At 70.7% G+C, this 21335-nt stretch carries 14 protein-coding genes and 1 pseudogene; 12 read left to right on the top strand and 3 right to left on the bottom strand.

Annotated features, from left to right (window positions below):
- Nucleotides 1–161 precede the first annotated feature (161 nt).
- The 5 genes from E6R62_RS31585 to E6R62_RS40380 all read left to right on the top strand — a co-directional run bounded on the left by E6R62_RS31585 (nucleotide 162) and on the right by E6R62_RS40380 (nucleotide 4800).
- Complete coding sequence (locus E6R62_RS31585; protein ID WP_136216909.1) at nucleotides 162–515, top strand: hypothetical protein; 354 nt, start codon at nucleotides 162–164, stop codon at nucleotides 513–515.
- Nucleotides 516–597: 82 nt separating this feature from the next.
- Nucleotides 598–1008 (top strand): nuclear transport factor 2 family protein, encoded by a 411-nt coding sequence (locus tag E6R62_RS31590; protein ID WP_136216910.1) that lies wholly within the window; start codon nucleotides 598–600, stop codon nucleotides 1006–1008.
- A 329-nt stretch (nucleotides 1009–1337) separates the two neighbouring features.
- On the top strand, nucleotides 1338–2783 hold the full coding sequence (locus E6R62_RS31595) for an MFS transporter (RefSeq protein WP_136216911.1): 1446 nt from the start codon (nucleotides 1338–1340) through the stop codon (nucleotides 2781–2783).
- 224 nt (nucleotides 2784–3007) lie between these two features.
- On the top strand, nucleotides 3008–4276 hold the full coding sequence (locus E6R62_RS31600; RefSeq protein WP_240802017.1) for a molybdopterin-dependent oxidoreductase: 1269 nt from the start codon (nucleotides 3008–3010) through the stop codon (nucleotides 4274–4276).
- The gene (locus E6R62_RS40380; RefSeq protein WP_136216913.1) at nucleotides 4273–4800 is read left to right on the top strand and encodes a hypothetical protein; all 528 of its coding nucleotides are present in this window, start codon (nucleotides 4273–4275) and stop codon (nucleotides 4798–4800) included. The genes E6R62_RS31600 and E6R62_RS40380 overlap by 4 nt, the downstream gene beginning before the upstream one ends.
- Before the next feature lie 20 nt (nucleotides 4801–4820).
- Here E6R62_RS40380 and E6R62_RS31610 read toward each other — a convergent pair.
- A pseudogene (locus tag E6R62_RS31610) lies at nucleotides 4821–5021 on the bottom strand (helix-turn-helix domain-containing protein); the annotation flags it as partial.
- Nucleotides 5022–5312: 291 nt separating this feature from the next.
- Between E6R62_RS31610 and E6R62_RS39935 the strand changes: the two are divergent.
- Nucleotides 5313–5450, top strand: a complete 138-nt coding sequence (locus E6R62_RS39935; RefSeq protein WP_168714246.1) for a hypothetical protein — start codon at nucleotides 5313–5315, stop codon at nucleotides 5448–5450.
- 901 nt (nucleotides 5451–6351) lie between these two features.
- Here E6R62_RS39935 and E6R62_RS42105 read toward each other — a convergent pair.
- Nucleotides 6352–7116 carry a hypothetical protein gene (locus E6R62_RS42105; protein ID WP_306432493.1) on the bottom strand — a complete coding sequence of 255 codons (765 nt, stop codon included), beginning with the start codon at nucleotides 7114–7116 and terminating at the stop codon, nucleotides 6352–6354.
- Here E6R62_RS42105 and E6R62_RS42110 point away from each other — a divergent pair.
- Entirely contained in the window at nucleotides 7115–7654 is a 540-nt protein-coding gene (locus E6R62_RS42110; protein WP_306432494.1) for a hypothetical protein, read from the top strand. The genes E6R62_RS42105 and E6R62_RS42110 overlap by 2 nt on opposite strands.
- A gap of 401 nt (nucleotides 7655–8055) precedes the next feature.
- On the opposite strand, the gene E6R62_RS31620 is transcribed toward E6R62_RS42110, so the two are convergent.
- A complete protein-coding gene (locus E6R62_RS31620) occupies nucleotides 8056–10188 on the bottom strand; it encodes an N-6 DNA methylase (RefSeq protein ID WP_136216914.1) in 2133 nt (710 codons plus the stop codon).
- A 237-nt stretch (nucleotides 10189–10425) separates the two neighbouring features.
- Here E6R62_RS31620 and E6R62_RS31625 point away from each other — a divergent pair, with 237 nt between their 5' ends.
- The 5 genes from E6R62_RS31625 (at nucleotide 10426) to E6R62_RS31645 (ending at nucleotide 21312) form a co-directional block, all read left to right on the top strand.
- Nucleotides 10426–12057 carry a PD-(D/E)XK nuclease family protein gene (locus E6R62_RS31625; protein ID WP_136216915.1) on the top strand — a complete coding sequence of 544 codons (1632 nt, stop codon included), beginning with the start codon at nucleotides 10426–10428 and terminating at the stop codon, nucleotides 12055–12057.
- Nucleotides 12054–13217: an HU-CCDC81 and SPOR domain-containing protein gene (locus E6R62_RS31630; protein WP_136216916.1), complete on the top strand. Its 1164-nt coding sequence runs from the start codon at nucleotides 12054–12056 to the stop codon at nucleotides 13215–13217. The genes E6R62_RS31625 and E6R62_RS31630 overlap by 4 nt, the downstream gene beginning before the upstream one ends.
- Nucleotides 13210–16638 (top strand): signal recognition particle, encoded by a 3429-nt coding sequence (locus tag E6R62_RS31635; protein WP_136216917.1) that lies wholly within the window; start codon nucleotides 13210–13212, stop codon nucleotides 16636–16638. The genes E6R62_RS31630 and E6R62_RS31635 overlap by 8 nt, the downstream gene beginning before the upstream one ends.
- A 67-nt stretch (nucleotides 16639–16705) precedes the next feature.
- Nucleotides 16706–19552 carry a DUF3962 domain-containing protein gene (locus E6R62_RS31640; protein ID WP_136216918.1) on the top strand — a complete coding sequence of 949 codons (2847 nt, stop codon included), beginning with the start codon at nucleotides 16706–16708 and terminating at the stop codon, nucleotides 19550–19552.
- 95 nt (nucleotides 19553–19647) lie between these two features.
- The gene (locus E6R62_RS31645; RefSeq protein ID WP_136216919.1) at nucleotides 19648–21312 is read left to right on the top strand and encodes an N-6 DNA methylase; all 1665 of its coding nucleotides are present in this window, start codon (nucleotides 19648–19650) and stop codon (nucleotides 21310–21312) included.
- The last annotated feature ends 23 nt before the right edge of the window (nucleotides 21313–21335 follow it).

Here is a 21335-nt window from a genome sequence, read left to right on the forward strand (position 1 = left end):
TCCCCCGCCTTCGACCTGCACCACTACGAGATCTCCGAACTGGAACGCCGCGAGAACGAGGGCCAACGCGACGTGATCGACCAGGACAAGGCCGTCTCGCCGCCCCGCGACGACTCCGCCGGCCCCACGGCCGCCGGGTAGCAGGGCGGCGGCGAGCGACGATGGACGAACCGGGTGAGGCGGAGACCGCCGCGGGCCTGGCGCGCCTGGAGGGCTACCTGATCAGCCAGGCGGCCCTGCACGAGGCCCACACCGAGGCGCAGGCGTTCGCCGGGCGCCTGAGCTGGCTCGGCCCGGGCGAACGACAGGAGATCGCGGGCCTCTTCGCCGAGCACCACCTGCGCATGAAGCGGCAGATGTTGGCGGCCGTCGTGGCCCGCGGGGAGGAACTCGCGGCGGCCTACGAACACCGCTACCGGATGCTGCGCCGACGCCTGACTGCCGGTGCGGTGGCGGCGATCCCGGTGCTTCCGACCCTGTTCCTGGGTCTGTCGGCCCTCTGCCGCTACTTTTGAGACGCGCCCCGGTCGATCGGCCACCTGTGGGCGTGGCCGGCCCGGGGAGGGCGGCCGGGAAACCGAAGCGGGGGAACACGCCATGTCAGGTACGCGGTCCAAGTCCGAACTCGACGCCCTGACGGCCGAGTTCTTCGGCTCCTTCGACAACCGGGGCGGCAGGACCGCCGATGTCGGCAGGCTCCGCCGACTGTTCCTGCCCGGCGGTGTGATCGTCAAGACCGGCCCCGAGTTCACGGTCTACACCGTCGAGGAGTTCATCGAACCCCGGCAGCGGCTGCTGGACGAGGGCCGCCTGGTCGACTTCTCGGAGTGGGAGACCTCCGAACGCACCGAGGTCCGGGGTGACGTCGCGTCGCGTTTCGGCGACTACCGCAAGTCCGGAACCCTGGACGGCGCCCCTTTCGAGGGCGTCGGCACCAAGACCCTCCAGTTCGTCCGTACCCCCGCCGGCTGGCGCATCACGGCTCTCTCCTGGCACGACCAGGCCTGACCCGCCCCAGAGGCTCCGGATGCCCGGACGCCTCGGATGCCCGGACGCCTCGGATGCCCGGACGCCTCGGACCGGGCTGCGGCCCCGAGCAGCCGACCCGCCGGGCGTGCGGCGTCGGTGGGCGGGCCGCAGGATGGAAGGGCACCGTCCGCCCGGCCGGGTTCCGTCAGGTTCCCCCGACGTCCAGGGGCACCGGGCTTCCCGGCCTGCGGCGCGATGCCCACCCACGCCGACCACGTCGGTCTCTTCGCCGAGGAGATCGGCCGGGCGGAAGCCCGGCCCCGCTGACCTCCGACCGGCCCGAGCAGAACGCGAGGTGCGGAGGGATCATGACCGAGCAGACACCCCCGACCGGCCCCACCACCGCGCCGCGGGCCGGTTCCGGCCGGCGGCTCCTGGCCCCGCTCGCCCTGGCCCAGTTCATCTGCAGCTTCGCCGGTTCCAACATGAACGTGATGATCAACGACATCAGTCACGACCTCGACACGACCGTCCAGGGCGTCCAGGTCGCCATCACGATCTTCCTGTTGGTCATGGCCGCGCTGATGATCCCCGGCGGCAAGCTGAGCGACATCCTCGGCCGCAAGCGCTGCTTCCTGATCGGACTCGTCGTGTACGGGGCCGGGGCGGTGCTCAGCGCGGTCTCGCCCGGCCTCGGCGTGCTGATCCTCGGCAACTCGATCCTCGAAGGCGTCGGGACCGCGCTGCTGATCCCACCGGTCTACATCCTCACCACCCTGCTCTTCACCGACCTCACCTCACGTGCCCGCGCATTCGGCATCGTCATGGCCGCCGGCGGCGTCGGCGCGGCGGCGGGCCCGCTCATCGGCGGCCTGATCACCTCGGCGATCAGCTGGCGCGCCGCTTTCGTCTTCCAGGCCCTGGTGATCCTGCTGATCGTCGTCATGAGCCGCTCGCTCGTCGACCCCCTGCCGCCCGACCCGGGACGGCACTTCGACGTCCGCGGCGCCGTGCTCTCCGCGGCCGGGCTGGTGTTGATCGTCATGGGCATCCTCGCCGCCGACGACAACCTGTGGCTGATGGCGGCGCTGTTGGCGGCCGGGGCACTCGTCCTGCTCTGGTTCCTGCGGTGGGTGCGCGGCGAGGAGCGGGCCGGGCGGGAGCCGTTGCTGTCGACCGGCCTGTTCCGCGACCGCACGTCAAACCTCGGGCTGGTCACCCAGAACGCCCAGTGGCTGCTGCTCATGGGCACCTCCTTCACCGTCGCCGCGTTCTTGCAGGTCGTCCGCGGCTACGACGCCGTCCAGACCGGGGTGATCTTCACGGCGGCCACTCTCGGCCTGCTCGCCTCCTCCCTGGCCGCCGAACGCCTCGCGAAACGGTGGCCGCAGCGTTCGCTGATCATGGCCGGGTTCGCCCTGGCCATCGCCGGGATCGGCGTCCTGATCGCCTTCGTCGCCGGCTCTCCCGGCCCCTGGGCGTTCGCCCCGGGCCTGCTGCTGATCGGCCTCGGCCTCGGCGGGATGCTGACCCCCTCGGTCAACATCGTCCAGTCCGCCTTCCCCGAGGAGCGCCAGGGAGAGATCTCCGGCCTGTCCCGCAGCGTGTCCAACCTCGGCTCGTCCTTCGGCACCGCCATCGCCGGCACCATCCTCGTCGCCGGCCTGTCGAGGAACGCCTACGCCACCGCGATGGCCGTCCTCGCCGTCGTCGGACTCGGCGGCCTGACCGCCGCGGCCTTCCTCCCCCGCACCGCCGCCCCGGCCGCGGGCCACCCGCCGGCCGATCCGCCCCGGAAGCCGGGCAGGCGGTAGCCGGCCACCGTCCGTCTGGTCGCAGGCGTGGCGTGTCACGGGTCGGGCCGGGGCCCGGTGCGGGATGTTCTCCCTGATCGTTCCGTCCGATAGGCCCGGACCCTGGTGCGCGGAGGTGCTCGATGGCGGCGAGTGACGGCGAGCGGGATCGGCCCGAGAGCAGACCGGCACCGGTGCCGGGCACCCCGCCGAAGCCTTCCCTTCCGGCACGGCTGCGGGGTGCGGTGGACACGGCCGTGGCGGCGGGGCCGCCGCCGGGTCCGTCCCGGCCGGGGTTCTGGCGCAGCCCGTTGCGGGGGCCGTGGCTGACGGCCGTGTTCGGGCTGGCCCTGCTGGGCGGGGTCACGGTGTTGTTCGTGACCGGGCTGCTGTCGTACGCGGCCTACAACCCGGACCTGGCAGCGGTCAACGACCAGACCCCGGACAAGGGTTGGCTGGGCTTCTACCTGTTCACCTGGCCTACCTCGCCGTACTGGCTGTACCGGCTGACCCAGGGCGTGCACGTCGTACTGGGCGTCGTACTGGTACCGGTGCTGCTGGCGAAGCTGTGGTCGGTCATCCCGAAGCTGTTCGAGTGGCCGCCCGTGCGGTCCGTCAGCCACGGCATCGAGCGCCTGTCCCTGCTTCTGCTGGTGGGCGGCGCGGGCTTCGAGTTCGTCACCGGCATCCTCAACGTGCAGTTGCACTACATCTTCCCGGGATCCTTCTACACCCTGCACTTCTACGGCGCCTGGGTGTTCATCGGCGCCTTCGTCGTGCATGTGGCGTTCCGGCTGCCGCGGGCGGTGCACGCGGTGCGTGCCGGACGCGACGCCCAGCCCCGGGCGGGCTCCGAGGAGGCGGCCGGCCTGGTCTCCCCGCGGCCCGCAGCCCCGACGATCTCGCGGCGGGGCGCGGTGGCCATGGTAGGAGCCGGCTCCCTCGCCCTCCTCGTCGTGACGGCCGGTCAGAGCATCGGCGGTTGGTGGCGCGGGACCGCACTGCTGGCTCCGCACGGACGCGATCCCGGTCCCGGGCCCAACGGATTCCAGATCAACAAGACCGCCGGCTCGGTCGGTATCCGCCCCGGTGACATCGGCCCGGACTGGCGGCTGACCGTGCGCGGGGCCGGACGCCAGGTGGTCCTGACCCGGCAGGAGCTGCTGGCCATGCCCCAGAGCGAGTCGGCCCTGCCGATCGCCTGCGTGGAGGGGTGGTCGACCTCCGACCAGCAGTGGAGCGGGGTCCGCCTCACCGATCTCGCCGCCCTCGTCGGACTCGGCGCGCAGACCCCTCGGGTCCTGGTCGAGTCCGTACAGCGCGGCGGGTCCTTCAGCTCGGCGGTTCTGGCCGCCAATCAGGCACGCGACACGCGCTCGCTCCTCGCCGTGCGGGTCAACGGGGCCGATCTCTGCCTCGACCACGGCTACCCGGCCCGCGTGATCGTCCCGGCCGCGCCCGGCGTCCACAACACCAAGTGGGTCACCCGTCTCACCTTCGGAGACCCCGCGTGAGCGCTGCCGGCGGCAGGGCCGCCTTCCGTCGTCACTATGGTGCCTCCCCCCTCCACCTCCTCCTCGTCCTCGCCTCTTTCGCCCTCGCCGTCTACGCCGGTCTGCGCCTGTTCGAGGGGGACGCCCTCGGCGTGGCGCTGTGGTTCGTCGGAGCTGCGCTCCTCCACGACCTCGTCCTGCTGCCCCTGTACGCGACGGCGGACAGAGCGGCGCAGCTGCTGTTCCGCACCGGTACGGCGGACACCCGGGTCAGGGCGAAGCCCTCCGTGAACTACGTTCGCGTCCCGGCCTTCGTGTCCGGTCTCCTGCTGCTGGTGTGGTGGCCGCTCATCCTGCGCCGGGTCGGTGGCTTCACCGCCGCCACGGGCCTGTCCGACGACGGCTTCCTGGCTCGCTGGCTGCTGATCACCGCCGTCCTGTTCGTGGCCTCGGCCGCCGTCCTGATCATCCGGACGCGGCACGGCACGGCGCCCGCGCGCAAGGCGGCCAGGGCTCGGGCACGAGCCCGCGGAGACACGAAGTGACAGCACTCCCGAACGCTGGTCGATCGTTCGACCACCGTCCGGTGCCCCGGGTCGGCGGGGCTCGCGCCGGTGAGCCGGTGGATGCGCTCCAGAGGGGTGAACGCCCGCACGCTCAGGCTCAGCCGCCGGGCGGCCTCCGCCGCGTTGCAGCCGGAGTCGAAGTACGCGATCAGCGTTTCCGGCATGGGACGGGGCCCGCCCCGGGCCTGCCGCAGGGGCCCATGGAGTAGAGGCGGACCAGCACGCGGAGTCCGAATCCGGCCTCGGCGGCCCGCTCACCGACGGCTCGGCGCGATTCGAGTTCTTCTCGCGTGAGCCGGCGGCCGGTCGTGCACACAGCGGCCAGGACGCGGTCGAAGCCGTCGAGTAGTCCTCGGGTATGTCCCGGCCTGCCACACGCCCCCCTGGACAGGCCCTTCGCTGGGGGGCCCTTCGCTGGGGGCCGCGATCCGGGCCTCCCGCGTCCGGGGCGAGGCTTTGGGAGGCCCGGATTCGGACCCCTTACCCGCGCGGTGGCGACCCTCGCCCTCCTCGCGGACCGGGCCGCCTCGGTCGAATCGGCCATCAGCCGCGCCACCGGTCCCCGCGAGCCCGTCGCCCACCCCGCAGGCCGCCACGTCGTCCGCCCGGACGGGCCGGGCCGGCCCTGACCGGGCGCCGGCCACGGCGGGCGCGGTGCCCGCTCTCGTGGCAGCGCGGCGGGCGGCCACCACGCGGTCGGCACGAGTCCTGAAATGCCTCGGGGCGGCTGACCGGACACGCGAATCGTTATAGGCTGCCGAGACCGCCCTTGACCTGCGTGAAGCAGGCAGGGAGCAGACATTTCGGGAGTTTCTTCATGCTTCGTACCATGTTCAAGTCCAACATCTGACATCTGGGCGTTTCTGCAGGTCAGGGGCGTGGCGTCGGGGCCTTGGTCAGCAATCGGTCAGCATCAGCCCCTGAGGCTGCTCACGGAAGCACACCAGCTGGCGGTCGCGCATGATGCTGGCGCCGGGGACTTGTCGGTACGTTGTGACGGCCTCTGTGACGTGGAGCCCGACGTCGTCGAGGCCGCACCCGGCCGTCCTCGCCGACGGCACGGGTGCAGTCATCCACCGGATGGCGAGGGTGCATAGTAAGGCGGCAGCAGCTTCGTCTCCTTCGTTCAGGTGAGGCGATCGCCATCTGGACAGAGTTCGATCTCAGCCCTAGCGTCGGCAGGAGTGTCGCTGGGCGACAGGACTCGAACGTGACCGGCCGTGCCGTAGGTGTGCGCCCACCAGTTGTAGCGCGCCGGCTTGCCGACCGGGCAGAGCGGCGCACACGCGCCTCCGCGGTCAGCCGCCGCCGGGCTTCCGCCACCAGGTCCGGACGGCGCTCGACGCTCACCGCGGTCTGCACAAGCCGAAATAGGGCGGTCTCGAGCACCCCCTCACAGTCGGCGAGGCCCAGCGCGGCGGCAGTCATCGCGACCAACGAGGGCTGTGTGGTCACCTGCCCGCATGGCAGCGGCGCCGGGATGTCCTGGTACGCGGAGCGCACCTCGGCGGCGGGCAGCGGGTAGGTCGCTCAGAGCCCGTGCTGGTCAAGGATGGCCATCAGCTTTCGCTTGCGTTTCTGGTCGGAGCGCAGGGCGGCCAGGTAGCTGGCGAACTCAGCTTCCGAACCCAGCAGGCGATGACAGGCGCGGGCGCTGAGCAGGAGCTCCGCAAGGCGCTCGTACGTGCCGTCACCGGTCTGCCTGCGCAGCGGTTCGATCTGGCGCAGGTAGACGTTCAGCGCGTCTGCCGGTCGCCGATCGCGGATCCGGTCGGCCAAGGCGAGCCATTGGCCCTCGTCGGCGTAGCCGCCAGAGGCTGCCTGCCAGGCGGCCTGGAGGTCGTCGTCGTCCATGAGCGCGTCGACCAGCACGGAGCCGTTGTACCAGTGGCCCTTCTCGGGCTGGGCGACGGCCTCCAGCGCTTCCAGGGCGCCCGTGCGTTCGGCGCTCTCCCAGGTGCCGGCCGCACGCGCCGCCGTACGCAGGTGCTGGTAGGCGGCCAGCGAGGGACGGGCGCGCAGCAGATCCTGGCGGACCCCGACCACGTCGGCCAGACGGCTGGCCTGCTCGTAGCGCTCACAGACGAAGTTGACCAGATCACCGTCGGGTCCCCATTCGGCGATGGTCTCCCGCAGGCCGCGTTCTGCCCACTCGAGGGCCTGGCCCGTGCGGCCCGCCTCCTTCAGCTCCCTGGCGATCACCAGGTGGGTTCGGCCGTTCGGGGCGAGGTTCGCCGCGTGTACCGCGATCAGTGCGTCCACGTTGTCGCCGTCGGCCTTCAGGACGCGCTCCATGAGGTACTTTTCCCCCCACCCCTTCGGGTTGGCCTGCCAGGCAGCCACGACCAGCGCGCGCCCGGGTCAGGCCCGGGTCACCGAGCACCTCCCGGTAGTCGAAGAGGTCGATGTCGGTGGTGTCGTTCGCCTCGTTCAGCAGGTATGGCACCAGCCACTCGGCGGTCTCCACCGGGTCGGGCCGCGCGGTCTGGCAGGCTTCCAGATGGGCTTCGGCCAGCCGGGCGGCCATGTCCCCGACCAGCCCGTCCGAGTCGTCGATCCTGCCGTACGCGCGGCCCAGACTCTGGAGAGCCTCGCGGGCCACCTCCACCGCGTCCGCCGACCAACCGCTCGCCGTCAGTCCTCGCAGTGCGGTGACGGCCTCTGCCGCCTGCCTGCCGTAAGCGTGGGCGTCGGCGTACTCGACGTAGCCGTAGCGGGCGAAGGGGCGGGTGTCGAGGAGGCTCAGAACGCGCTCGCGTACGATGCCGGTGTCCTCGCCGGCGGCGGCCGCGCGCAACTCCAGGCGGCGCCGCAGGTCACGGTCGTCGGCTAGCTGCTCTCGTACCAGGGCAAGCAGCTCCTCCTGGGTACGGGACTCCAGAGATCGCGGACAAGTAGCCGAGCCCCCGCTCGAAGGAGCGCGCCCCGGCCAGTCGGCGCAGGTCTTCCTCGGTGAAACCCAGAGCATGTGTCACGGCATTCATTCAATCGGACGGAAGCCCTCGCCACCGCGCTGTGCGGAAGGTTCCGGCCCTTTCGCGGTCCAGGTCACGAGCGAGGCCCGACCCCGCTTCCGGGAGCGCGGTCACCCGCACGTTCACCTCGGGAGAGCTGGCCGTGAAGGCAAGGACTGCCGCGGCAGCCCCCGGGCGGCCGCGGCCCGAGCTCGCCGGCGCCGGGTGCTCGGCGAGGCAAGGGAGCAGGGGTGTTGCACAACGTCGGCGGCCACGGGTTCTACCGGTGTGCGGTGGGCCGGCTGTCGGTCAAGGACGCCCGCAGGTCTGCCGCGACGGTTTCTGCCAGGTCACGTGCCAGATCAATTCCAAGGTCGTGGACGGCACGTACGGCTGTGGTGAATTCCGCGATGGAGCGGAAGGCGTGGCCGTACGCGCGTTGCCACTCGATCGGCGGCAGCGGAATCCGTACCCGGCGCGGATCAACCCGGGTGCGGGTGCTGAGGGTGCTTGTCACAGAGGCCGCCTGCCGACCGCCCTCGGCGCTGGCCAAGAACCCGGCGAGATACCACGGGTCGACCAGTTCGGGGTCGGTGACCCGCAGATGATGAACACCGGAGCCCGCGTACGTCCCGACGTCTTCCCCGGTGGCGACCCGTGTCACGACCTCCCGCGCCAGCGTGGGGAGGAGGATGTCGCCTGCCCGGATGAGCGGGTACAGCAATGGCTCCGCCGGGGCCGGTCCGACGCCGGAGGCAGGGCGGCCCGAGGTGATGTCCCGGACCAGCAGGTAACGGGCTTCGCCCGGCTCGGAGGGTACCTCGTCGGCGCCGCTCGGCGGGCCCGGTCGATGGTGGACGATCGCGCCGCTCTTGATCAGGTCTCCGAGGGCAACCGTTTGCGCCGTCAGCCGCTCGTCCGTGGACGGCTCGGGGCGGAGCGGCAGCGGGGGCATGCGTGTGGGAAGAGCGGATGAGGCGGCCTCGAACGCCGAACGGGCGGCCACCAGCGCCTCCTGGGGCATTCTGCCAGGCTCGGCCTGCGGAAGATGGCGGCGGGGAGTGACGTCGGCGTCGTGGAGCAGCTCGATCAGTGGGACCGTACGGGCCATGCCGGGGCGGGGGGCGAAGGACTCCGGAGCTGCGTGGTAGTCGGACCAGATCTCCGTCACTACGGGGAGGGGCTCGGTGACCTCGCTGGCATCGACCACCAGCAGGTGGTCGTTGCCCGCGTGTTCCCCGAGGGGAGGGGCAGAGGCCTCCGGGCGGCGCAGCACCCAGATCTGCAGCGGGAGGGCGTAGTGCGCGGCGAAGCCCGGCGGCAGTGAGATGACAGCGCGCAGGGCGCCACGCCGCAGCAGGGCGGCGCGAATGCGGCGCCCGGAGGGGCGTACCGCGGCGGCCGGCGGCATCAGCAGGACGACCGGGGCGCCGGGCAACGCGTGCGCCAGGGCCTGCTGCACCCAGGCCAGTTCAGATTCGCCGCGGGGCGGCACGCCGTACTCCCACAGGGGAGAGTCGGCCAGGTCCTCGTAGCCCCAAGCGCGGTCGGCGAAGGGTGGATTGCCGACGACGGCGGAGGCGCGGCGCGGATAGGCCGGATGCCGCAGGAAGTCCTCGGCGTGTACGTCGTACACGACCGTCGGGCCGCCGGACACCGCCGCACGGAAGGCCAGGCGTAGGGCGGCGAGCCTGGCGAGCGAGGGGTTCTGTTCTTGGCCGTGAAGGCGGGTGAAACCGGCATCGGCCGCGGCGAGCATGATCGTGCCGCTGCCGCAGGCGGGATCGAGCAATGTGCCGTGGGCAGGGCCGGCAAGGGCGACCATGAGGGTGGCCAGGGCCGGAGGAGTCGGGTTGAAGGCGGCCCTGGGGCCGCCTGACAGGTACCGGGTGCAGAGCTCTTCGAACGCGGCGGCCGGACCGTCCGCGTTGGCTGCATCGACGGCAGCACGGAGCAACTGGGTCTGACGCGGGCCGAATTCTTGGCCGGGGGAGTGGGCCAGGAGAGCCGTGACACCGGCGCGGGCGCCGCGGGCGAGGCTCAGGGTCTGGTCGGCCGCCTGCATGAGTCGGCTGCATCCGGAGGCGGTCGGGGGGACCGTGGTGCCCGGATGTTCATGGAGATGGAGGAGGAGCGTTCCTGCCATGCCCACGGCGTCGTCCAGGGGCATGACGTCCCCCATCGAGCCCAGGGCCTGCCACAGCCGCTGGGCGGGGGGGATCTCCGGCGTCTTCCCTTCCCGTCGCAGCCACGCTTCGACCTCCCCGAGGTCGAAGCGGGGGCTGCGTTCGGTGCCGCCGACGGGTTGGGGGAAGTCCTCGTGGCGGCGGCGCCAGTTGCTGACGGCGGTGGGGCGAACACCAGTGATCCGGGCGATGTCCGCCGAAGTGACCTCCACGCGGTTGCCGGACATGGTGCCTCCCCTCCTCGAAGTTTTTTGGCCGTCGCCCTGTGAGGGGCGCGCCCTGCCCATGCGTGGGGGACTGCACGCATCGCGTGTGCCTGAGCCGGACTCTACGCGGCAAGCGGTGAGCAGCCAAGTACACACAAGCGTGTGACTGTGGACATAGAATCTGGTTGACTATATCCACAGAGATTGCTTTCCTGACTGATGTGCACGGACGTCTGGCGGATGCACAAGGGAGGGCTCATGGGCGTGTGGCAGAAGCCGGCCTGGCTGGCCGGGGACGAGGGATTGCTGCGAATCGGACCGGGAACGGGCGGAGACGAAGAGCGCACCTGCCCGTCCCACGCGGCGGCGAAGGCGCGCCCGGCGCTCTTCCCCGCCCACAGGTCGCAGCTTCCCAAGGCCGTGCTGGAGACTTTCACCCTCGGACCGGTCATGGAGGTCATCGACCGGGTCGAGTTCGGGGGTGATTCTCGCGAGGCGGCGCTCGCCGCACTCGCCTCGCGGACACCCGGGCTGCACCCCGGGCACCGTCGTTACGTCGAGCACGCGGTGCGCACGTACCTCGGCAGCGGCGGCGACGCGGGAGGCGTGTCCGACCGGTTGCGGCCCGTACGTCCCTATTGGGTGGTGCAGCGTGAGAACGGCAAGTTCTGGGAGATGTATGCCTGGTGGCGCCGATACGAGTCCGCCGACGGACTCACCCGGGAGTTCCGGCGGCTGCGTCACGGCGCTCCTAAGGGTTCCACCGCCGGTGAGATCGCCATCGCGGCGTATGTGGCGGCGCGCGGTCGAACCGCCTCTTGGCCGCGCAAGTGGAAGAACAAATTCCAGCCGTACGGGCCGGGAAGCGGACCGGCGCGTGTCCGAGTCGTCGAAGTAGGGCTGGGCGACGGGCGCCACACCGTGGAGTTCGACGGCACGGTTCAGGAAGCGGAGGCCTTCTACGCCGAACACGGCCACCCGCACGTCACCCGTGTCGTGACGGGCGGAGACCCGGTGCCCGGCTCCTCGTGCATCGACTGCAAGCAGTTCACGGGATGCGCCGCGGTGCCGCGCACCCCTGGCGTGCTGGGTCTTCCCTCGCAGGTGCGCCCGCAGCGCAAGGTGTCCGTCAGTGACCTGCGATACCACCGGGAATGCCCGGCACAGGAGTTACTGCGCGGGCTGCATCTGCCCAAGGAAGACGAGTACACCAGTGCGGCCAAGCTCGGCCAGGCAGTGCACGGCTGGATCGAGCATTTGCACCAGCGGGACGGGCGGCCGGCCTGCGCGGTCGCCGACATGCCCGCCGAGGCGGAGAACTGGACGCGTGGCCGGTGGCAGGTGTCCGACGAGGAAGCCGAGACCGGCCGGCAGATGCTGCTCCACCACGTGAGTGCCTGCCCGTTCCACGACGCCGCCCTCATCGACCAGGTGGAGACGGAACCGCTGCGCGTCGTACACGACACCGCCGCGCAGGCGGTCGTCATCGCCAAGCCCGACCTGCTGTACCGGGAAGACGGCTCCTGGGTGTGGCACGAACTGAAGACCACCCGGAAGGCGCGTTGGTACCACGACGACCCTTTGGACGAGTACCCGCAACTTGCGCTCGCTGTCGCGTTGCTCGCCCGTGGAGCCTTCGGTGGTGACCCCGCAGGCTCCCGGGTGGAGGTCGAGGTTCTGCGCCCGACGGGCTCTCACCCGTACGTCATCGACCCCACTGACCCCGATCGGCTCGCCAAGGCCATGGCCGTACTGCGCAAGTACGCCGGTCCGTGGCGCGAGGACGAGACCTATGAGGCCCGCCCCGGGCGCCACTGTCAGTGGTGTCCGGTATCCCGGTGGTGTCCCAGCAACACCCTGGCACACGAGCCTGAGACGGGGGGCGGATGACAACCGCGAGCCTGCCCGAACGGTCCGATGGTACTTCCGCCGCGCCGGACGAGAACCTGCTGCGCCTGGTCGCCGGCGCGCTGCTCATACTTTCGAGGCAGCGCACGGTCCCGAACCCGGTCTATCCGGCCAACGTGCAGAACGCCTACAACCGCCTGGTCCTGCACTGCCTTCGGGTGGGCGTGGAACCACCGGGGAGCGTGCCGGACATGGCTCGATGGGCTGCTGAACGCCCGCTGGGGCGGTGGCCACTCGCCCTGCCCGAGGAGTTGCGCACCAGTGACACCCGGCTGGTCGACCCCGAGACCCGGCTGCCCCACCAGCTCTGTCTGGAATGGGAGGTCAGCGCGGCCGACCCAGCAGCAGAACTGTTCGAGAACGACCGGATCCTGGAGGCACTGGCGGTCTGCCGCGCGGCGAATGCGCCTCACGCATACACCGCGTTCCGCAAGCTGCTCACCACCAAGCCCGTCCTGACGGGCGTCGAGCTCGCTCTCCTCGGCGGCGATCCCGCATGCGGGATGCTGCTTCAGCAGGTCATCAAGCGCTGCTACGAGCCGGTCCCTGCCTCGTATCTGCACGACGGCGCCTACAGCCAGTGCGAGCGGTGCGGCTGCCTGATGGTGCCACTGCTGCGGGGCGGCCACCGGTGCGAGCTCGACCGCTGCCGCCGGGACGGGCGGGCAGGCCGCCCTGGCAGGGCACTCCGGGCGGAGCGGGGAGGGGTATTCCAGCTCAGCCGCCCCTTGAGGATGTTCATCACCAGTCCGGGGCTCGCGGAGACCGAGCTGGAGTCCGCGCTGCTGGCGAAGTTCGGTATCCGGGCCGAGATGTGGCCCAACTACGACGCCTACGACCTCCGGGTGCCGTTGCCCGGCGGCCGCCACTGGGCAGTGGACGTCAAGGACTGGGTCAACCCCGTCCTGCTCGCCCGCACGCTCACCCCGTTCCGCACCGAACCGCCCTACGAGCGGGCCTTCCTCGTCGTACCGCGCTATCGCTTCCAGGAGAACGAGGCGTACGGGCGCCAGTTCCTGCGCAACCTGCCCGAGGAGCTGGCCGAACGCGTAACCCTGCTGGACGACCGCGCCTTTCTTCGGCTGGTCGCCGACGAACTGTCCGAAACGAAGCACACACGCGACGGAGGCCTGCATGCGTGACCGCAGTGGATGGCACCGGCGCTGCTCACCTCGGCAGCTCGCCGAGGCCTGGCCCCAGGCCCTGGGGGCCTTCCGGCCCGGAGATCTGCTCGATGTCGAGCTGGGTCTCTACCTGCTGGAGAGCGCCATGCCCAGCCGCACGGCCGCCGACACGTGGCCGCTGCTCGGTGGCTACCCGTACAGCGAGGTCTTCGGCGATGTCCATACCGACGAGCAACGCCTGCGCATTCTCCGGGCCCGGCACTACCTCTGGGATCTGAGGCGGGGGCGGGCCTGGAGAGAGCAGGTCACGGCATACATGTCGGTGCCCCAGCAGCTTCGCGGCTACGACCTGGACGGCCTGGAGAGCCGGCCGCGCCGCCGTACTCCGGCCCGGGCCGCCCAGCGATTCCAGGTCTTCGAGGAACTACTCACCAGCGCACCCGCGTTCGCGACCCAGGAGGTGACGTTCGCCGCGGCCGGGGAGTACACCTTCCGGGTCCAGGACCGCGTCCACTCTGTCGAGTTCACCGAGGACCTGCTGACGGACACCTTGCCCAGGTCCCACGCGCTCGACGCCCCCACGGTGGGAAGGGGCACCCCCGTCGAGGTGACGTGGGAGGACCTGGAGAAGGCGGCCATGGCCATGGACGCCATCGAAGCCCTCACACCGGACGGTCCACGCAGCGGCTGGGCGCGGCGACTGCGCCGCGTCAGGCTGCTTGTACGCGACGACGAGCTCGGGCGGTTCGTCGGACGGGGTCGGCTGCGGATCGACCGGCTGCTGCACATGGTCGGCATGGTCGGCGCCGGTAAATCGACCATCCGCGACATCCTCACCTTCCATGTGGTGAGCCAGCCGCCCGGTCTCCGGGTCACCATCGTCGTGGGGGACGTCGCCGAGACCCTGGCCGTGGTCGAGCAGTTCGACCGTCTGGGCATCAGAGCCGCTCCCGTACTCGGCCACTCGACCCGGGAGCGGAACATCAGCCGGCTCCACCGCCGGACGACCACCGTGGGGGCCGCCACCATGCTCGGACACGTCCATCCCGGGTTCACCCACCTCAGCAGCGCCTGCCCGGTGGACGTGCTGCGCGGACTGGAGGCCCGGCGGCCGCTCGGCATCCGGGAGGCGCCCTGCCTCGGCCTCTACACGGTTCCCGAGCACACCGAGGACGAGGGAGACCCGTCACTTGACGGGGATCCCGGCCCGCGCCGGAGCCAGCCGACTCCGCAGCGGCGCCTGTGCCCACTGTGGAACCGCTGCCCACGCCACCGGGCCGCCCGCGACCTGGTCGACGCCCAGGTCTGGGTCGCCACCCCGGCGGGGCTCGTACACAGCGCGGTGCCCCGGCACCAGCACCAGGAGCAGCTGCGCTACCTCGAACTCGCCTGCCGGTTGAGCGACCTGGTCATCGTCGACGAGGCGGACCGGGTCCAGATGCAGCTCGACACGGCCTTCGCGCCGGCCAGCACACTCGTGGGCCGGTCGCCGAACTCGTGGTTCGACGAGGTCGCCGTGCACAAGTTCCAGCAGATGGCACGCGACGGGCGGCTTCAGCTGTCCGCGCGGGACGTGGACGACTGGACCAACGCCGTCAACACGGTCAGCGCGGCGACGGACCGGATCTTCGCCCTGCTGGTGCAGCATGCCGAAATCCGGAAGTGGATCAGCGTCGACTACTTCAGCGCCTTCACCCTGCACAGCCTGCTGCTCGACAGCTGGTTCCCCGCACGACGCAAGGGCGAGGAGCTCCCGGCGGCCGCCCGTGTCCTGGACGCGGCCCTGCTCCGGTTCCGGGACGGCCCGTTGCACGAGCACCAGTCCGACGGCGAGCAGGACGAGATCACGTCCGTGGTCAACACCTTCGTCCACCTGGCCCTGGAACTCCTGCACGCCCCGCAGGGTGCCCGGACGAGGGAACGCCTGCGGGAGACCCTCGCAGCCGTCGTCGAGCAGGACTCCGGCGTCCTGGAGCAGCCGGACCTCCAGGTCAGGCGCTTCGAGTTCACCCTGTTGCTGGCCGCGCTGCACAGCCGGCTGGACTTCATGACCACGCTGTGGCCCCGGGTCGAGGCGGCTCTGAACCTGGACGTCACTTCCAATGTGCTCTCCCGCCGGCCACCCAAGGACTACGAGGCCGTGATTCCCGAATCACCCATGGGCAACGTGCTCGGCTTCCAGTTCCGGCACGACGAGCGCGAGCGAGACGGCGACCGAAGTGGCGAGCTGCGTTTCTTCCGCTGCAACGGGGTGGGAAGGGAGCTGCTCATGCGACTGGGTGACCTGTGTGCCGTCGACGGCCGCCCGGGCCCGCACGTCCTGCTGATGTCCGCGACCAGCTGGGCGGGGACGTCGAGCCGATACCACCTCCATGCCCCGGTCGGCGCGATCCTGCGCCCGCTCGACTCCGAGATCCGCGCAGTGCTCGACACCGAGTTCCGCAAGGAGTTCCTCTACTGGCCCGACAGCCCCCACCCCAAGCCCCTCCGTCTGTCCGGTTGCGACCCGGAAGAGCGTCCGCAGGCGCTGATCCACATGCTGCACCAGCTCGCCGTACCGGACCGCAGTCTGCCGGACGCCGTCAGCATGCTCGACACCGAGCTCGCCGAGATCGAAGACCCGGAGCGGCGCCGGATCCTGCTGCTCGTCGGCAGCTACGACGAGGCCCGGCGGGCAGCCGAATACCTCAACCAGATCCCCGAGTGGAACGGCCGGGTGACCCAGCTCGTCTCCGATGACGCCGACTCCGACACCGCCTGGACTCGGATGCCCGAGGACAACGGGGTGCGCACCTTGCCCCGCGGCGACGTCAGATCCTTCCCCGCGGTCGGCGGTGACCTGCTCGTGGCTCCCCTGCTCGCCGTGGAGCGCGGGCACAACATCGTGCTCCGCGGGGGGAAAGCCGCCATCGGGAGCGTGTACTTCCTGGCCCGGCCCCACCCCAGACCCGACGACATCTCACTCGCCATCCAGGCCATCAACGACTGGGCGGTGCGACAGCTCAGGGACACCGACGGGTCGTTCAAACAGGCCGCTCTGGCCGCCGCCACCCCCGATCGGGCAGCGGTGGCCTTCCGCAGCCGCGCACGCCGCCAGTGGAACCGTCTGCTGACCCGGCGCTTGGCCTGGTCCAGTCTGCGCGAGGACGAGAAGACCGCGTTCACCTGGGACCAACTGGTGGTCATCTGGCAGGTCATCGGCCGCCTGGTACGCGGAGGCGTGCCGGCCCGGGTGGTCTTCGTCGACGCCGCGTTCTCGCCGCGTGAGGCCGGCTTCCAGGCCACCGACACCCCCGAGACCAGCCTGCTGGCGAGCATGCGTGAGGTGCTCGCCCCCTACTTCCTCGACGACCCCGACTCCGATCTGGCCGCCATCGACAAGTCGCTCGTGCAGGAGCTGTACGAGCCCTTCTACCGGGCGCTCGCCGACATGGGCTGACCCAGGTCGAACCGACGCCGAACCGACCTCCGTGCCCCACCCGCCCTCGTACAGGGAGAACCACTCCGTGGAATACCAGCACATCCGGACTGCGGCCTACACGGCCGACCCGTCGCGCGGCTCCTTCGCGGTCCCGATGCACACGCTCGTGCTGCCCGCCGAATGGGAGCAGCCTCTTCTGGAACTGCGCCGTGCGGGCCTGACGGAGCGCGAGGCCTCCTGGCGCCGTACCGTGCCCACGCAGGCGGTCAACCAGCTGATGCGTGCGACCGCGCCCGACATCGTCACCGTCGACGGGACGGCCACCTTCGGCTCGCAGCGCCCTTGGCTGTACTGCGAGCAGGAATACCCGATGTCGGTCATGAACACCTACATCGCCGCGTGGCTGAGGAACCTCGGCAAGAAGCCGGACGACCCCGCCACCGGAGCCCAGCTGATGGACACCTTCCGGGACCTCGGTCCGGCGCTCCCGCACTGGCAGCTCGGCATGGTGGACCTGTTCGAACAGGAGCTTTCTCCCGGGGGGACCGCCCTGCCGGCGAACCACGTGTACCGGCTGCTGCCGGAGGTCCTGGCCGGCCGGATCGAGCGGCAGGAACCCTACGAGCACAACGGCGAACGCCTGATTTTCCGACGGGTGGCCCAGCTTCCGGGCGCCCGGGGCCTCGGCAGCGGCGGTGCGGAGCTGATGTCCTGGCCCCCGCGGAAGATCGAGTCGGGCAAGGCGTCCTCCTACTATGCGGCCAGTATCAGGATCACGGTCCGCACCTCACCCTTCTCCTCCGTCCCCCGAGTGCACCTGGCCACTGGCATCCGCCGCTTCGTCACGGGGAAGGTGTGGATGCCGTACCAGAGGGGCGTCTCCGTCTACCTGCTGCCCGACACCTCGCTCGTCCCGGACGGGCTGTCCTCTCCTGCGTTCTCCGTGGCGACCATCCGCTGGCGTAACGGCACGACGGACTGGAGCCAGGGCGGAGTGCAGGGGATGCTCGGATACGTCACCGCGCTCGACGCCCTGCCGTCCGTGGACCGACTGGTCAAGGAGGCCGACCACTGGATCGGTGGGAGGGACGGGCTCACTCTGGCCGTCGGCCACCAGGCGGCGATGGGGGCACATCCCGTCGGCACCGGTCTGATGCCGGGCGAGCGGCGGAGGCTCACGGAGTGGGCCGAGCAGGCGCTCGCCCCCGAGCTCGTACCGGTGCCGCTGCTCGCACGCAGCCGGTACGCCGGCCCGCCGAAGCGCCAGCTCCAGCCTCTGCCGTCCATCCCGAAGGTGGAGAAGAAGCCCGGGGACCTGGCCGCCGCCCTCGGAAAGCGCGAGCAGCGTGTCGCCGACAACGCGGTCAAGCGCAGGGCCCGCCTCGCCGAGGCCCTCGACGGCGCCGCGCTCGTCGCTCTGGTCCTCTACCAGACCGATGACCAGCGGGATCGGGTGCTCGCGGCAGCGGAAGCGGGCCTTGGCCTGGCCGGCCACCGGCGGGAAGGGACGGGTGAGATCTGGCGGTGGGACACACCGGAGCTCTCGGTCAAGCTGTGCGCACTACCGCTCGGTGACCTGGGCGCACCGCTGGGCGGAGAGAGGGTGCCCCGCCGCGGAAAGGAACATGAACAGGCGATCGACGAGCGTCGCCGCAAGGTCGCGGCGGCACTGGCGCCGGGTCGCCTGCCGGTGACCGGTGCACAGGTCGCCTTCGTGGAACTGGAAGGTGAGGAGAGCTTCCGCAACACCAAGCGTCGGGCCGACCCCAAGTACGCCATCCGCCTCGGCTGCGCCGAGGCCGGTCTGGTCACCCAGTTCCTCCGCCCCTTGGACCAGGATCTGGAGCCGCAGAAGGCGGCCGAGGAGGCCGGCATCCGTGCCGAGGCGGCCTGGGCGGACGGCATCCGGCAGACCGGTACGCGCTTCATCCCGCAGCATGCCCTCGGTGATGAGCTGATTCCGCCCGGACTCAACCAGCTCGCCTTCCACCTGGTCGAGCAGCGCCGCGACGGTCCCACCGGAAGGGCGCAGTTCACTCCCATCGCCGTCCTCATCCGACCCGGAACGAAGTGTGTGCTGGGCAAGACCGCCGACATGCACGAGTGGGTGCCGTACCCGGAGCTGCTGAAGTCCCTCACCGGTCGGGTCAGGGACACGGATCTCCGTTCGGCGGCACAGCAGTCCGCGCATGTGGCCGCCTTCGTCAAGAAGACCGTGGCCGGCCTGCGCAGCGCCCCGACGCTGGCGTTCGTACACGCGCAGGACGTGCGTAAGCGTTGGCCGTGGTTGCGTAACGACGGATTGCAGCGGGACCGGCTCGGTTTGGACGGCGGGCCCGTCCAGCGGATCGGTCTCTACGGCAAGCAGCTCCGGGTCGTGCGCGTGGCCGACAGCGGGCGCGACGAGACCCCGCAGTGGTGGGCGGAGGCGGAGGAGCTCGACCCGAAGCACAAGGGCATGCAGCGGGCAGGTTTCGCCGGCGGCCTATGGGTGTCCCGTGTGACCGGGGACTCCGGTCGTGTCTTCTACAGCACGGCCGGTAAGGCCAGTACGCAGACCAAACTCACCAACGAGGACGCGAAGCTCACCGCCCACACCAACGCCTCGGGCAAGAACGCCTTCCGGCCGAAGGCCAACGCGTGGAATCCGGAGCTCCTGGAACTGACGGTTGCCTGCCTTCAGCCGGGGGACGATCCGGAGGCATGGGCGGCAGTTGTCCACCAGCAGCGCATCTGTGACGACGACTACCGCGACGTGCTCGGGCTGCCATTGGTCCTGCACCTCGCGCGGCTCACTGACGAATACGCCCTCCCGCACGACGAGGACGACACGGTCGACACCGATGCCAAGGACGAGCAGGCTGCTGACAGCCAGAGGTTCGTCGAGCAGCTGGCCTTCGACTTCACTCTGGACGACTTCGATGAGGAGTAGCGGACCGCCACCGACAGAACTCGGATGACACACTGTGTGTACGGTGTCAACATGTTGTGAAGTCAATCGCTGGAGCGGTCGTGTACGCTGGCGCCATGGCTGATGTGGAGGGTGTTTCGCCGGAGCAGCTGGTTTCCGGGTCCGAGATCGCCCGCCTCGCAGGTGTGACGCGGGCGGCCGTCTCCAATTGGCGTCGGCGCCATGAAGACTTTCCCGCTCCCAGAGGTGGCGGTGTGAACAGTCCGCTCTTCGCCTTCACCGAGGTCCAGGCGTGGCTGGACAGGCAGCACAAGGGACAGGACGTCTCGGACGAGGTCAGGCTCTGGCAGGCGGTGCGGGCCGCCTACGGGGAAGAGACGGTCGCCGGTGTCGCGGACGTCGCCAGGCGGCTGGCGCAGGCGGAACCCACTCCGGATCTTCCCGCCGACGCCGTCCGGCTGTCCGAGGAACTTGTCCGCTCCGGCTCTGCCGCCTCGGTCGTCGAAGGGCTGGCCACCCGGATCACCGATTCCGTCGGCCGCTCCGGCTCCGACCACGTCACCTCCGAGCGGATCCTTCGCGCCCTGCGCCATCTCGCCGGGACCCTGCACGCGGAGGCCACCGTGCTGGACCCGGCCTGTGGCATCGGCACGCTGCTGCTCACCGTCGGACCCAAACACGGGCTGAAACGTTTCGGGCAGGAGCGGGAGCCGCACAGCGCGCGCCTGGCCCAGCTCCGGGCCGACCTGGGCGGGCAGACGGACGTCTCCGTCACGGAAGGCGATTCGCTCTGCGCCGACCAGTGGCCGCAGGTGTCTGCCGATCTGGTGGTGTGCGACCCGCCCGTCGGCGTCACCGACTGGGGCCGGGAGGCCCTGCTGCTCGACTCGCGATGGGAGTTCGGCACACCGCCCAAGGCTGAGGGTGAGCTGGCCTGGCTGCAACATGCGTACGCCCATACCGCTCCGGGCGGCCGGGTCCTCATGGTCATGCCCGCATCGGTCGCGTACCGCAAGGCAGGCCGCCGGATTCGGGCCGAGCTCGTACGGCGCGGGGTACTGACACAAGTCGTCGCCCTGCCCGGCGGAGTCGCGGCCTCGCACGCACTCCCCGTTCATGTCTGGCAGCTCACCCGCCCCCTGGGCACTGGTGATGCGGCGACCGCTGTGCGGCTGGTCGATCTGACCGCCAACGATCCGGACGGACCACTGGACCCGGCCCCCCACCAAGTGGTGGACGCCTCCCTGGTCGACCTGCTGAACGATGCCGTCGACCTCACCCCCGGCCGGCACATCCTGGCCTCGCACCGCGACTACATCACCGAGTACGAATCCCTACGGACCCGGCTGGAGCAGCAGCTCGCCCAGCTCGCCGCACTCCTTCCGACCCTCGCCGAGGGGACCGGTCCCGGAACCATGGAAGCCTCGACGGTGAGTGTCGCCGAACTCGCGCGGGCCGGACTCGTCGAGTACGGCGATACCGAGCCGGCGTCGGTCAGCGACCAGCTGGACACCGACTACCTTCGGGGTTTCCTGCACAGCACGGCGAACGCCCGACGCTCGACCAGCGCCAGCGGCACCTATCGCTTCGACGTCCGAAGCGGCCGGGTCCCGAAGATGGACATCGAGGCGCAGCGCCGCTACGGGCGGGCGTTCAATACGATCCGGGAGTTCGAGGAACGGGTCCGAGAGGCCGCGGACCTCGGCCGTCAGGCGGTGGAGCTGGCCCGCGACGGACTGGGCAACGGGGCACTCATGCCGTCTCCCGACGAGGAAGCCTAGCCGGGAACGCGCTCGCCCCGCCG

The organism is Streptomyces sp. A1136 (assembly GCF_004795055.1).
GTDB lineage: Bacteria > Actinomycetota > Actinomycetes > Streptomycetales > Streptomycetaceae > Streptomyces.